Annotated in this window: 10 protein-coding genes and 4 tRNA genes; 8 read left to right on the forward strand and 6 right to left on the reverse strand. The window is 51.9% G+C overall.

Annotated elements, in window-relative coordinates; genetic code table 11:
- A partial coding sequence (locus tag ACO0LD_RS26435) for a hypothetical protein (protein WP_423011578.1) occupies window positions 1–1608 on the reverse strand: 1608 nt, incomplete at its 3' end.
- A 960-nt stretch (window positions 1609–2568) separates the two neighbouring features.
- Window positions 2569–3816 carry an MFS transporter gene (locus ACO0LD_RS26440; protein WP_423011580.1) on the reverse strand — a complete coding sequence of 416 codons (1248 nt, stop codon included), beginning with the start codon at window positions 3814–3816 and terminating at the stop codon, window positions 2569–2571.
- A 96-nt stretch (window positions 3817–3912) separates the two neighbouring features.
- Between ACO0LD_RS26440 and ACO0LD_RS26445 the strand changes: the two genes are divergently transcribed.
- The 7 genes from ACO0LD_RS26445 (at window position 3913) to ACO0LD_RS26475 (ending at window position 8092) form a co-directional block, all read left to right on the forward strand.
- Window positions 3913–4881 (forward strand): LysR family transcriptional regulator, encoded by a 969-nt coding sequence (locus ACO0LD_RS26445; RefSeq protein WP_423011582.1) that lies wholly within the window; start codon window positions 3913–3915, stop codon window positions 4879–4881.
- Between the two features lie 78 nt (window positions 4882–4959).
- A tRNA-Leu gene (locus tag ACO0LD_RS26450) sits at window positions 4960–5030 on the forward strand.
- A gap of 90 nt (window positions 5031–5120) precedes the next feature.
- Window positions 5121–5194, forward strand: a tRNA-Ala gene (locus tag ACO0LD_RS26455).
- A gap of 102 nt (window positions 5195–5296) precedes the next feature.
- Window positions 5297–5367 (forward strand) — tRNA-Ala (locus ACO0LD_RS26460).
- An 88-nt stretch (window positions 5368–5455) separates the two neighbouring features.
- Window positions 5456–5527 (forward strand) — tRNA-OTHER (locus tag ACO0LD_RS26465).
- A gap of 56 nt (window positions 5528–5583) precedes the next feature.
- On the forward strand, window positions 5584–6897 hold the full coding sequence (locus ACO0LD_RS26470; RefSeq protein ID WP_423011584.1) for an SDR family NAD(P)-dependent oxidoreductase: 1314 nt from the start codon (window positions 5584–5586) through the stop codon (window positions 6895–6897).
- Complete coding sequence (locus ACO0LD_RS26475; RefSeq protein WP_423011586.1) at window positions 6887–8092, forward strand: hypothetical protein; 1206 nt, start codon at window positions 6887–6889, stop codon at window positions 8090–8092. The genes ACO0LD_RS26470 and ACO0LD_RS26475 overlap by 11 nt, the downstream gene beginning before the upstream one ends.
- Before the next feature lie 244 nt (window positions 8093–8336).
- Here ACO0LD_RS26475 and ACO0LD_RS26480 read toward each other — a convergent pair whose 3' ends face one another.
- The 4 genes from ACO0LD_RS26480 to ACO0LD_RS26495 form a co-directional block, all read right to left on the reverse strand.
- Window positions 8337–8816 (reverse strand): TfoX/Sxy family protein, encoded by a 480-nt coding sequence (locus ACO0LD_RS26480; RefSeq protein WP_423011588.1) that lies wholly within the window; start codon window positions 8814–8816, stop codon window positions 8337–8339.
- A gap of 28 nt (window positions 8817–8844) precedes the next feature.
- Window positions 8845–10446, reverse strand: a complete 1602-nt coding sequence (locus tag ACO0LD_RS26485) for a hypothetical protein (RefSeq protein ID WP_423011590.1) — start codon at window positions 10444–10446, stop codon at window positions 8845–8847.
- Window positions 10447–10654: 208 nt separating this feature from the next.
- The gene (locus ACO0LD_RS26490; protein WP_423011592.1) at window positions 10655–11059 is read right to left on the reverse strand and encodes a DUF1801 domain-containing protein; all 405 of its coding nucleotides are present in this window, start codon (window positions 11057–11059) and stop codon (window positions 10655–10657) included.
- Window positions 11060–11111: 52 nt separating this feature from the next.
- Window positions 11112–12107 (reverse strand): AraC family transcriptional regulator, encoded by a 996-nt coding sequence (locus tag ACO0LD_RS26495; protein WP_423011594.1) that lies wholly within the window; start codon window positions 12105–12107, stop codon window positions 11112–11114.
- Between the two features lie 136 nt (window positions 12108–12243).
- Here ACO0LD_RS26495 and ACO0LD_RS26500 point away from each other — a divergent pair, with 136 nt between their 5' ends.
- On the forward strand, window positions 12244–13140 hold the full coding sequence (locus ACO0LD_RS26500) for an SDR family oxidoreductase (protein WP_423011800.1): 897 nt from the start codon (window positions 12244–12246) through the stop codon (window positions 13138–13140).
- The last annotated feature ends 92 nt before the right edge of the window (window positions 13141–13232 follow it).

Consider the following 13232-nt stretch of genomic DNA (forward strand, 5'->3'; position numbering starts at 1 on the left):
CAAAGTCGTGACGTGACCAGCGGCATTCGTCACCGTACTAAGGTTACCGAGGTTGTCGTAGGTGTAGGTGGTTTTATCGACGACGTCGGTACGGGGGCCGGTGACGGTCAACACTTGACCTATGGTGCTGTAGGTGTAGGTCCAGGTGCGGGCGTTGCCGACCACGGGGGCGCTGGCACCCAGGCTGCCATTGGTGTCGCTGGTGGCTTGTTCTGTTTTAGTGAGAACGTTGCCATTGGTGTCGTGGGTGTAGCTTGTTTTGAGCAACGGGGTGTTGATCTGGACTGGGATGCGGTAATTGGCGTGCCAGGACGTGGTTGTGGTTTGGGCATCGTAGACATAATCTACTGCTTCTACGCGCTGGGTTTCCAAATTGCGAGTGTCATAGGTGTATTTTGTGCGAATACCTTTATTATCCGGGGAGAAGGAAAGGTTGCCGTTAGCGTCAAAACTAGACTCTTTCATAAGAATCGCGGAACCTGCTGTACGCTTTTCAAAATACAGCTTCATCTGGTTCAGCACTGGGGTATAGGCGTACTCCGTATTGACGCCAAGGGGATCAGTGAATGCGGGGTTCCCGCCTGCACCACGGCTTGCAAAGGTATATTTCTCCACGCCGCCTGCATGTTCAGAGCTGAGCGCACGGCCAGTACTGTCATAAGTCCAGGTCGCAAAGCGCACACCGTTCTCGTCGGTAATCCCCGTCAACGCCAAAGGTAAATTGGCACCATTGGTCTTGTCTTGTTCGTTATACCAGTAGACGCGTTTTTTACCGTCAGGGTAAGTGACGGACGTAAGATTGTTTGATGACCCGACGGAACTCGCTTCATCATAGGCGTAACTGGTGATGCCACCAGCAGGATCTTTCATGGTTGCCATACGACCTTGCAGGTCATACGTGAAAGTGAGTTTCTGGTTGAAATGATTGCTTACCGTGAGCAACAATCCCGCTTTGGGGGCGATATTCAGTGGGGTCGATGCATCAGAATAAGTGAACACTTTTTGCATGCCGTTTCGCTGTACGACACGAATCAATCTACCGTTCAGGTCAAGATATTCAGTTGCATCAGTACTGGCTCTATACACTGCCCATCCTGTCAAAACACCATTGCCGTCCACAAGTTTCACGACCCGATCATTGATATCGGCTGGTGGATTAAGGTCATTTGCGTTGCCAAAGACTTGCACGCGACCATTGCCACGCGCCATGACGAATTCATTGGTGACAGTACCTGGTGGCTTGCTAAAAGCATTTGATACCTGAGGGAAGCAATACGGCTCATTGAAGTATGTATCGATACCTGCATAACAAGGCAGCAAGGAATACATGGTATTGGATGTGCCGTTTTGTGCAGCAGTAGCGGCATCAAATCCAACTATCTGGTAGTTATTGCTCCAGCCTTGGCGATCACTGCGATAGTCACGGACGAACTCCAAGTCTGGTGCGCCGCTGTAATCCAGTGCTTCTTCTGTCTTGGTACCGGTAGACACTGATACAGGGTTGCCCTTTTTATCCTTGGCATCACATGCTGGGCATGGATCGGGACGATAACAGTAGGCGTAAAAGTCAGGCCCGGTTATATTCCCTGACCCGCTGGATTGGGCCATGCTAAATCCGCCGTCTTTAGGACATATGGGAAACAATGTAATTCCTTGCCATTTATATTCGCCGGGAGTTAAATGGAGTTCATCAATCGCTTTTTGTGTTGGAGACGCGACCAGGTAAAACGTTCTGTGTTTGCCGTTGATCGTGACTGGATCGTCGTCGGGCTTTACTCCGCCAAATGTCCAATACTCTGTTTTCATGGTTCCATTAGTATGGAATGATATGATTCCATTTGCGGCTTCATCCATTGTTCTGTAGCCAGTCCCAAACCAGTAGCCATATTTGGGCGCGACAGTCTCTGCATGTGCAGACCATGCACTAAAGGCGAACACCAGTATCAGCAACGCTGACAGACGGAATGAAAAGGATTGCATATACTTCATAAGGTGGTAACTCCATCAGAGCTAAAACCAGCCCTGAGCGGGCGGGACAGGCTCATCGTTGAACAAAAATCAATCAGGTAAGAAAATGCAGGAAGCCAGCCAGATCCCAACAGGAATACACATCCCAGTCATGAACATCAAACGTGAGGGACAAATTAGCAGACCAACTTCCATCTAACGCTGGTTAAATTAACCAGGTGCCGGGATCGGGAGTAGTAAAAAGTATCACTACAAAAGACGCAGCTTGTGCAAACAGCTTTTACTGCCCTAACTAATTGCGCCATCAGCAATTAGTTACTTGCAGAACAATGAAAATTGTGCAGGATTATATGATAAAAGCATGTCTATTGTAAAATAATGTTTCTCATCTATTTTATTTTAAACAATTATTTATAAAATTTCATTATTGCAAAACCATCAATCAAAACAGGCAAACCTGTCAGAAATTCTCAAATTCAGACAGCCGCATGGCATTCTCCTGACGACAAAAAAGCCAGTTGAGTTTGTACTCAACTGGCTTTCATCAAATTAAACAAAATGGGCTACATGCCGCCGCTAACTAACTGGCATCTATGCTGATCATGCCCTGTCAGCAGGTACCCGCCAAAACCGGACAGTCAATGCTGCCAACGCGGTAACTGTCGCCATGCTGGTGACGCCTATCCAGCCCCATTGCGCCAGCAAGGCGCTGCCCAGTGTGGCACCTGCCGCCATGCCAACGAACATGCCGACAAACAGGACTGCATTCAGGCGGCTGCGGGCGCCGTTGTCTATGCCGTAGACGATGGTTTGATGGGCAATCAATGTGCTTTGCACACCCAGGTCGAAACCCACTGTGCCTATGCCCAGCAACCACAATTGCGCGGTTGGTGGGAACAGCGGGCTCAGGTTCATGATGGCGAATGAGGCTGCTGTCAGGCCCGATCCCAGTTTGGTCACCAGTTCTGGCCCGCGTTTATCAGCCAGGTGGCCAGCCAGGGGTGCTGCCAGTGCACCCACTGCACCTGCCAGGCCAAAAGCACCTGCCACTGCGCTGCCCATGTGAAAGGGTTCTGCATGCAACATCACTGCCAGGGTAGACCAGAAACCGCTAAAGCCCATCGCCAGCAAGCCTTGCGCCAGCGCTGCGCGGCGCAGCTTGCCATGACGGCGGACAAGATCGAACAAGGAACCCAGCAATGCGCGGTAACTCATGGAAGTAGTCGGTACAAAATGCGGCAGGCCGCGCCAGATGGCAACACCTATGAGTGAAACGCCAAGCGCTGCCAGCACAAACATGCTGCGCCAGCCAAACTGTTCTGCCACAAAACCACTGACGACACGCGACAGCAAGATGCCCATCAGCAAACCCGTCATGACGCTGCCTACTACCTTGCCACGGCGCGATTCATGCGCCAGGGTAGCCGCAGCGGGGACGATGTCTTGCGCCATGGTCGCTGTCAGCCCTATCGCCAGGCTGGCGACTAGCAAGATACCCAGCGACTGTGAGGCTGCTGCCGCCAACAAAGCGGCCACCAGCAAACCCGCCTTGATAAGGATGATATTGCGGCGGTCATGTTTGTCACCCAGCGGGGCCAGCAGCAAAATGCCCAGGGCATAACCCAGTTGTGTCAGCGTCGGCACATAGCCAATCGCGACATTGCTGACGCCTATGTCAGTGGCCAATATGCCCAGCATGGGCTGGCTGTAATACAACGATGCCACTGAAAAGGCAGCGCCGCTGGCCAGCAAAAATACCATGGACGGTGAGGGTTGTTGGTGCACCTGGCTGTCTGTAGCTGGCGTTAGCGCCGTCATATGGTCATGCGAATTTTGAATGGAAGACATGGTTTTCTCTCTGCTCTAACTGATGACTGGCAGTGTAAAGTGCAGGAATGCCAAACGGTAGTAGCAGACCACGCAGATTTGTTATACATTGAACGCATGACCAAAGCCCTGACCAGCCGCCCTGACAATGCCGCCACCGCTGCCCTGATGACAGGCGCGGGGGACCGCATAGAGTTGATGCAAACCTTTGTGCGCATCGTCGAGGCAGGCAATCTGTCTGCCGCCGCAGCGCAACTGGGCACCACCCAGCCTACCGTCAGCCGCCGCCTGCAATCGCTGGAACAATTCCTTGGTGTGCGCCTGTTAAACCGCTCCACCCACAGCATGCGCCTGACTGCTGATGGTGAACGTTGTTATGAACATGCCAGAAACCTGTTGGTCAGTTGGGCCGCCTTTGAATCTGATTTGCGCGGCACCAATGAAGAACCAGAAGGCGTGTTGCGCGTCGTCGCCCCGCACGCGTTTGGCCAGGAACGCCTGGTCAGGCCGCTGGCAGATTACCTCAGGCGTTATCCACGTGTGTCGGTAGAATGGCTGCTGCATGACGACACCTCGCTGCAGGATTTTATTTCTGAAGGCATAGACTGCGCCATACAGATAGGCGAGCTGACCGACACCAGCCTGGTTGCCATCAAACTGGCCGAAGTACCGCGCATCGTCGTCGCCGCGCCGTCGGTACTGGCTGGCAGGCCCATGCCACAACAGGCCATAGACCTGGCTGGCCTGCCCTGGTTATCGCTGCGCACTTTTTACCGCAGCGAAGTATTTCTGCACCATGTACACACCGGCGAAATCCAGCGCCTGGCTTTTACGCCACGCCTGAGCACCGACAACCTCTACGCCCTGCGCACCGCCACACTCGAAGGCCTGGGTGTCGCCATCGGTTCAACCTGGATACTGACCGACGATATCGCCGCCGGGCGACTGGTACAACTGGTACCACAATGGCAGGCCACGCCGCTACCAGTGAATCTGGTGTATCCGTATGCGCGCTTTTATCCTGCGCGGCTGCGACGGTTTATTGAGGTTATCCGGGCTGCGGTGCCGACGACCTTGCATGGCTGATGCATGCGCGAAAACCTTATAATGCAGCTTACATCCTGATCAGATGTCGCTTACGCAGACCCGCTATAATCTACAATGGGGACGATGGTGTAATGGAAGCACACCTCGACCAAGAGGAGATGGCGTCGGTTCAACCCCGACTCGTTCCCAATCCATTCAGATTGCAGGGTGCGTTGTAACGCACCCTTGTACTGACCAGATTTCACTGGAGCCAAAGACACTCAGTTATAATCCATGCCGGGAACGGTGATGTAACGGAAGCATAGCTCCACAGCAAGGGAGAAAGCGTTGGTTCAAACCCAACTCGCTCCCAGTCAATTCAATATAAACATTTTTGTGACATGGCGTTTATATCCTCGAAATGATCTTTGAAATATTTTTAGCTTTCCAGATTACTCCGCTATAATCCGCGCCGGGAGCGATGGTGTAATGGAAGCACATCTGCATTGCATGCACAAGGCGTTGGTTCAAACCCAACTCGCTCCCTTCAATTCAAGATGTATGCCTCATGCCGTCATGTGCAAGGCCGGGAAATTTTGACCTTTGCAAGCCTGCACCGCTATAATCGTCGCCGGGAACGGTAGCGTAATGGAAGCGCGTCCACATATGCATGAGGGAGGTGTTGGTTCAAGTCCAACCCGTTCCCAGCACTCAGCGCGCAAATTCCCTGCGCGTACAAATGGACAGACGAGGATACCCGCGGTGGCATTTACCGATGAAGAACTGAACATCGCCTTGAAGGTGCTGCAGTTGATTGCAGATGAACCTTCGCAGATGGATGATCATCCGCGCTTCAAGACCCTGATTGCCAAGATACAAAAAGGCGCCAAGCGCGGGCACAGGCAGACACGTGCCGAGACCGCAAAAGAGCAATTGCGCAATGCGCGCTTGCAAACAGGGCTGGTGCGCTCGCAACAAGCTGAAGTCTTGCCTTTGATTTCAAATGATGCCAATGACGGGGCACTATGGTCGCAACGCTGCTATGTCTGCAAACAGGGTTTTCAGCAACTGCATCATTTCTACCATTCCCTGTGCCCACTTTGTGCTGAGAAAAACTGGAAAAAACGTCAGCAGCGTGCCGATTTGCGCGGGCGTTACGCACTGGTCACTGGTGGGCGCATCAAGATAGGGTTCGAAACTACCCTGCGTTTGTTGCGTGATGGTGCCCATGTCATCATGACGACCCGCTTCCCGCAAGATGCAGAACGGCGCTTTCTGGAACTGCCGGATTCCGGCGAATGGGCAGAGCGCCTGAGCATCAGGGCACTGGACCTGCGCTGCATTCCTGACGTAGAAGAATTTGCCGATAAACTCTGCCAGGAACTGCCTCACCTCGACATACTCATCAACAATGCGGCGCAGACCATCAAGCGGCCACGCGAATTTTATGCAGCCTTGATGGCTGCTGAACCTACCCCATGGTTGCTGGAAGCAAGGCAGCAATATCTGGGGCAGTTACCCAGCTATGCAGACTATTTCCCGCAGGCTGAACTGGATATTTACGGGCAAGCACTCGACAAACGGCCAAGCAATTCGTGGTCGCAGCAATTGCATGAAGTGTCCACACTAGAAATGCTGGAGGTGCAGTTAGTCAACGCAGTGGCACCGTTTCTGTTGACGGCGCGCCTCAAGCCCGCACTGCTGCGCTCGCCGCATGCACGCCGCTTTGTGGTCCAGGCTTCGGCCATGGAGGGGCAATTCAACCGTGCCGGTAAAACAGAATTTCATCCGCATACCAACATGGCCAAAGCCGCGCTCAATATGATGGTGCGCACCAGCGCCCAGGAATGGGCACGCGATGGTATTTACATGAATGCCGTTGATACCGGCTGGATCACTGACGAAAAACCTTATCCACAAGCCATGCACGTGCGGCAGACTCACGATTTTTACACTCCACTGGATGTGATTGATGGCATGGCACGCTTGCTTGATCCCATTGCCCGTGGCATCAATGAAGCCGATACGCCACTCTCTGGCCACTTCCTCAAGGACTTTGAGCCCTATGCATGGTGATTCGCTACAGCCTGCCTCGATTACTTTGCCTGATGGCGACGCCTTGATTGCGGATAGTGTTATTCAATGCCCGATTCACCGTGTCAGTATCACGCCATGTGACGCAACTGAGCTTGATCCCTTGCTGCACTATCTCAAGGCCAACCTTGCAGTGCAAGGTAACCAGCAATTCCTGCGCGGCACGCTAACCGATGATGGCCGCCTGGATTTATGCAAGCAGAGTCTGGGCACAGACCACTGTCTGAGTATAACCAAAGCACTACGGCACAATACCCAGGTGCGCAGTCTTATGCTGGGTACCGATGCGATTGGTGATACTGGCGCAGCTGCAGTGGCCGGGTTGGCAAGCGCCAATACTCACCTTGAAGTGCTCTACCTTGGCTGCAACAACATCGGGCCTGAAGGTGCCCAAGCGCTTTGTGCCACGCTGGCAAGTAGCACACAAAACATCACCGGACTGTGGCTGAAGCGAAATCCACTAGGCCCGGATGGTGCGGCAAGTATCGCCCGCATGTTACGTAGCAATAGTCAGTTACGCGTGCTGGACATGGTGAACACTGACTTGCGCGCAACAGGCGTACGCGCCATTGTCGATGCCCTATGCAGTGACAACAAGAGTTTGCAATGTCTCTACCTGAGTGGCAATGGATTGCAAGCATCAAGCGCCACTGACCTGGCGCGACTACTGCGCGAAGCACCACATCTCAAGGCACTGTATTTGAGCGTCAATAACCTGGGTGATGAAGGTGCAATATTACTGGCAAATGCACTGCGCCAGAACCGCACATTGCAAACCCTGGAACTGGCGAGTAATGGCATAAGCCTGCAAGGTGCCAGCGCGCTGCTGGATGCTGCCTGCGACTCATCCCTGCAAAACCTTAACCTTGGCTATGCCCCCTCCACTAAAGCCCTCGGTGCGCAAGCAAATTGCATCGGGGACGAAGGCGCCATGCATGCAGCGAACTTGATCAACACCTCAAGCACACTGCGCAAACTCAATCTCACGCGCAATAATATGACTGCAAAAGGCCATGCATTGCTAATCGATGCGGCACTAAGCAGCACACGATTGGCCTACCTGATCATGGATGGGCGCATACCTGATGATCTGGCCGGGCATTTAAAGCGTAATCAGGCATTTTATGATGAAGAAGTTTCATTGGATCAGGCTATGATCAGGAGTGTTTACCGCTAAGCGCATGGACTGAACTATTTACGTAGCAAATAATATGAATCATGCTCCACCGGTGAAAGCTGACTCCAGCTTCTCGTCAATTTTAGCGCTCGACTTCTATGCTGCAGCAGAATCCGGTAATGCTGGCAAAAGGATAATCGTAGGGCGCATTACAATGCGTCCTACGTCACTGCGATGTTGGAAAAAAGTATAGCGATGATTGCATGCTGACGATTACGCTGGACTAACCCCATCTACATGCTGATCATCTTTTTTTGGGTAGTGTGCGAACAAAAGCTAATGCAGCACTGATCAAGCGTCGGCGAATTTCATCGTCGCCAAAAGCGCGAGCGTCTGCGCGCACCCAGCCAGCCATTGGTTTTCCGCGTGACAGCATGGGGACTACACCAACTAATTGAAGTGCCCAGCTGTCATGATCTTTACCTAGCCGAGCCAGCATTCCATCTTCGCGTGCGCCACATACTAAATGTCCACCAGACAACCATGCCCAGCCACCAAACATTGCTTTTGCAGTAATCCCTTGCTCTGCTTCCAGATCATTGCTAATCAATTCTTCCAGCCCTTTGTCGCGCGCCATAGAGTCGTTCCACATTCTATTTCGTTGATGAGAAACGATGTTCTCAAGTCTGTCAGAAAGGTGCAAACATCTTTCATACCCGCTATCATTCAACATTCTCTGCCCTGCGGTAGCTTGCAAATACAAGACCAGGGTCAGATTCAACATTGCCCTGTTTTGATAGCAATCTCCCTGCCTATAAATCCAATTTCTGCATCAAGCGCTTCATATCAACTGCATAAAATTGCGGTATCTTGAACTTGCCTTTGCACGGCACGAACAGCGTTTCACCACTTTGCAAACCCAGGCTGACTTTGCCTTGTGAGGTACAGGCTTGTATCATTTCATCAGCGACTAATGATGAAGAAAATAAGTTCTTGCCTTCCATTTTCTGGATTTTCATACCTTCTTTAAATACACGACAGCCCTTGATTTCACCTACGAGGAAGGCATCTTTGTCAGTATAAAAACTGGCGCTGCCATTGCAGTCTTCTTCCATCAGAGATGCAAATGCCATGCGCTGGATATTGGCGTATTGTGCTGGCGGCGGTGGGGCAGGTTTTGCTAATTGTGTACTGACGAAAAAATCTGACCAGGCTGTTGACATCGGCTGTTCACCCATTAGTTTGGGTAGCCATTGTGGAGTGCAGTCTTTCTTTTTCCCGCATTCCAACGCTTGCTCAAAACTAGTAACTTCACCTGTTTCAAATCCATGATAATAATTATTTATTTGCTGCAATGAGCTAGCATCGTTCTGCCTTACCGCCAGGCCCATGACATGTAAAGCCAAGCCACATTCATAGGGTACAGAACCGCTGTTTACCAGGTTTTTTGGTAATGTTTTCCAGCTATATCCAGCTGCCCTGGAGATGCAATTGGAAATGGCCGTGCTGAGTTCTGTTGCGGCATTCTCAGGGCTGGACCATTTGGTTTTCAAGCTTGCTGTCCAGCGCAGATATTCTGCACCACCTTCACCAATAAAGGCCGCACGCGGCTCGCTTTCTTTGGCGGTGGGCGCTTGAAAGCGATGGGCAAATTCATGCCAGACAAATTTTCTTAGCCGCGCGTCACTATCAGGCGTGGGATGCTCTGGCCAGTTATACAGCGCCAAGCGCAGAACATCACCGGCATCGCCCCAAAAATTGGGTGTGCCACCGTCTCTCGCCATGGTTGCTGCCAATATGGGCTTGCGAAAAGCAACATCCGGTAATGCACGATTATAAAAATCTACTGCTTGATCGGCCATGTTCTGCAATAACTGAATATTTTCTGCACCCAGCGCTGGATTGAAATAACTGATGGTTCCAGATTTTGATGCAATCTGTTTTTGCAATAACAGCACGGCCATGTAGTTGCCACCCTCAGCCTCGTAAGACGCATTCTCTTGAAAGAGCTGGCCCTTGAAAGCGATACTGCCGGGGGCTGAAAACTGGTAGCCTACACTGCCGCACTTGTCGCTGACTGCATAACTGGTGGTGTGGACATACATGCCTTCACCCATAGGGAAAGAGCCGGGTGATACACGATCATAAAACTTGCTCGTTGCAGGCACATTAAAACGTATATTTGAACATGCCTTGTTGGTTTTGATAAGTGTCGTCCCGTCAGCAGTACCACAATCATCCACAGCTTGCCATGCTGCACGGATCTCGCTACCAAATTTTGGCAAGGTTTCCTCGTTCAAAAATGGAATAGCGTCACATGTCTTTGGCAATTGGTAAGAGACTTCCAGCTTTTGTGGAGAGATCAGTTTAAGGTGGACGGTGACGTCAGCGGCATGACTTTGTTGAGCCAACAAACATACGCCTATTGCAGCAACGAATAAATGAAATTTCATGATGAAGATTTTTATTGGCCTGTTTAAAAAAAACCGTCAGTAGAGTGCGACGCGCGCAGCATTTTAATCGCGAAATATCGCAAGAAATTTACCAAAAAAAATGGTGCGCATGGCGCACCCTACAACATGTTGAGCTCTGGAATGTTATCTCATATTACCGGCATCTGCCTCATTTTTTCGCCGCGACTGCTTCCTTTATCAGTATCTCCAGCACCTTGATATCAACATCACTCAATTTCCTGATGTAGAGGCAGCCTTTGCCGGATTTGGTTTTACCCAGGCTGGACAACAGTTGCTCGTGATTGGGCGCTGCCTTCAAGCCATAAAGACTGATGTCACCCTTGCGCGAAGAAAAGCCCAACAGGCAGCTATCTCCTTCACGACCGCTTTCATAGCGGTAATGATAGCTGCCAAAACCAACGATACTGCTGCCCCACATGACAGCGGGCTGTTTGGTCGCCCTGGACATGAGCTTGATCAATATTGTGCAGTCTTTGCGACGGGTTTCATCTTCAATGGCAGCGATGTATTCATCCACGCTATTGTCTGTTGCTTTGGTTTTGTTTTCTGCCATGACGACTCCCTGGATGTAGCTATGTAACCTGCTCTTAGAATACGCGTTCCAATCATGATACTAAGGACTCAGCTTCCAGCGCAATAAGTTCACCCAGACTGGAATGAGATACATCGTCCACCTGCATGTCGGGGCTAGTTGTCTCATCGCCTTTGCCATACTGCCTTGGCGAACGACCCATGACACGTTTGAATGCAGTGCTGAAGGCACTTTCAGATTCATAACCTAAGGATAGTGCGATGACGGCAATTGCTTCATTGCCATTCACCAGCCGTTCGCTGGCCAGCATCATGCGCCAACGGGTCAGGTATTCCATGGGGGATGCGCCAACTTTTTCTTTGAACTTGAGAGCGAAGGATGAGCGTGACATGCCAGCCGTTTGCGCCAAGGTTTGCAGGGTCCATTGCTGCGCCGGGCTGGCATGCATGGCACTGATGGCAGTGCCCAATTTTTTATCAGCCAGGGCAAACAGCCAGCCTGTGCCATCGCTTGCGCCTGCTACCATGTGCAAGCGCAGTGCTTGCACCAGCATCATATGCGCAAGGTGTTGGGCAATCAAATAACTGCCGGGCTGTTTGTCATGCAGCTCATGCATCATGCGTTCAACCGACCAGCGTAATGCCATCTGGTCTGTGACATTATGGATATGCACTATCGGTGGCAGCATGGCCAGCAAGAGGGTGGCATGTGCACCATCGAGCACAAAGCGGCTGCCGACCAGGAAAAAATCGCCACCACCATTATAGGTAACAACACCATGCACGCGTGTGGCAGAAAACACGGTGGCAGCCTCAACTGACGGCAAGGCAAGGTCACTGGCAAGGCGGAAAGGCCAGCCCCTGGGCAGCAAAAAGCAATCGCCCGCTTGCAGATGCACAGCCTCAGCGACGCCCTCGACATACAGCCAGCATGCGCCAGATACCACGGCATAACACTTGATGCCCGCATTCTTGGGGAAGTGGATAGCCCACTCGCCACCGGCGTCAAAACCGGCAGACAAGTAGCTGCGCGGCTTTAGCAGCGCTAACACATCGGATAAAGGATCCATGGCATTTCTGGACGATTGCGAAGATATTATGGACTATACAGCATAGATCGTATCAATTCCATCCTTTACAGTAAGGGCTGGCTGTCAGAGGTGAACAAGTCCTCGTACGGCAAAATTAAATTAAAAAGGAATGATGATGCGAGTTTTTGTGACAGGTGCTACAGGTTTTGTGGGCACTGCCGTGGTGCAGGAATTAATCCAGGCTGGCCATCAGGTGTTGGGGCTGGCGCGTTCTGACGCAGCGGCTGCGGCGCTGCTGGCTGCCGGTGCTGAAGTGCAGCGCGGTGACCTGGAAGACCTCGCCAGTTTGCGACGCGGGGTGGCAAATGCCGATGGTGTGATACATACAGGCTTCATCCATGACTTCGCCAGGTTCCAGGCAGTCTGTGAAACGGATGAGCGTGCCATTGAGGCTATCGGCGCTGAGCTGGCAGGCAGCAATCGCCCTTTCATCGTCACCTCTGGCGCTGCGCTGGTGGCACCTGGCCGTATGGCGACGGAAGCGGATTTGCACCAGGCTAAATCCGCAACTTACCCGCGTGCGTCTGAACATGCTGCGATGGTGCTGGCAGCCAATGGCGTCAATGCCTCGGTTGTACGTTTGCCGCCGTCAGTACACGGGGCGGGTGACCATGGCTTCGTGCCTATCCTGATCAATCTTGCGCGTGAAAAAGGTGTGTCGGCTTATGTGGATGAAGGCCTGAACCGCTGGACGGCAGTACACCGTCAGGACGCTGCGAAAGTATACCGGCTGGCACTGGAGCGAGCCTCTGCAGGTGCGCGCTATCACGCTATTGCTGAAGAAGGTATTGCCTTCAAGGAGATTGCAGAAGTGATAGGCAGGCACTTGCATATCCCTGTCGTTGCCAAGTCTGGTGAGGATGCGGCCAAACATTTTGGCTGGTTTGCAGGTTTCGCTAAAATAGATTGCCCGGCATCAAGCCAGTTAACGCGTGAGGCTTTGGGATGGCAACCGGAGCAGACAGGCTTGATAGCCGATATAGAGACTGCAGATTATTTCAAAACTGAGTAAATAGCTTTAGGTCATAATCCTTAGCCATCACTGGTCATGAGCCAGAGGTGGCTTCGTACATGCGGACATTGATAGGCTGCACAGTAATCTGA

Source organism: Undibacterium sp. Ji83W, assembly GCF_049340385.1.
Lineage (GTDB): Bacteria > Pseudomonadota > Gammaproteobacteria > Burkholderiales > Burkholderiaceae_D > Undibacterium.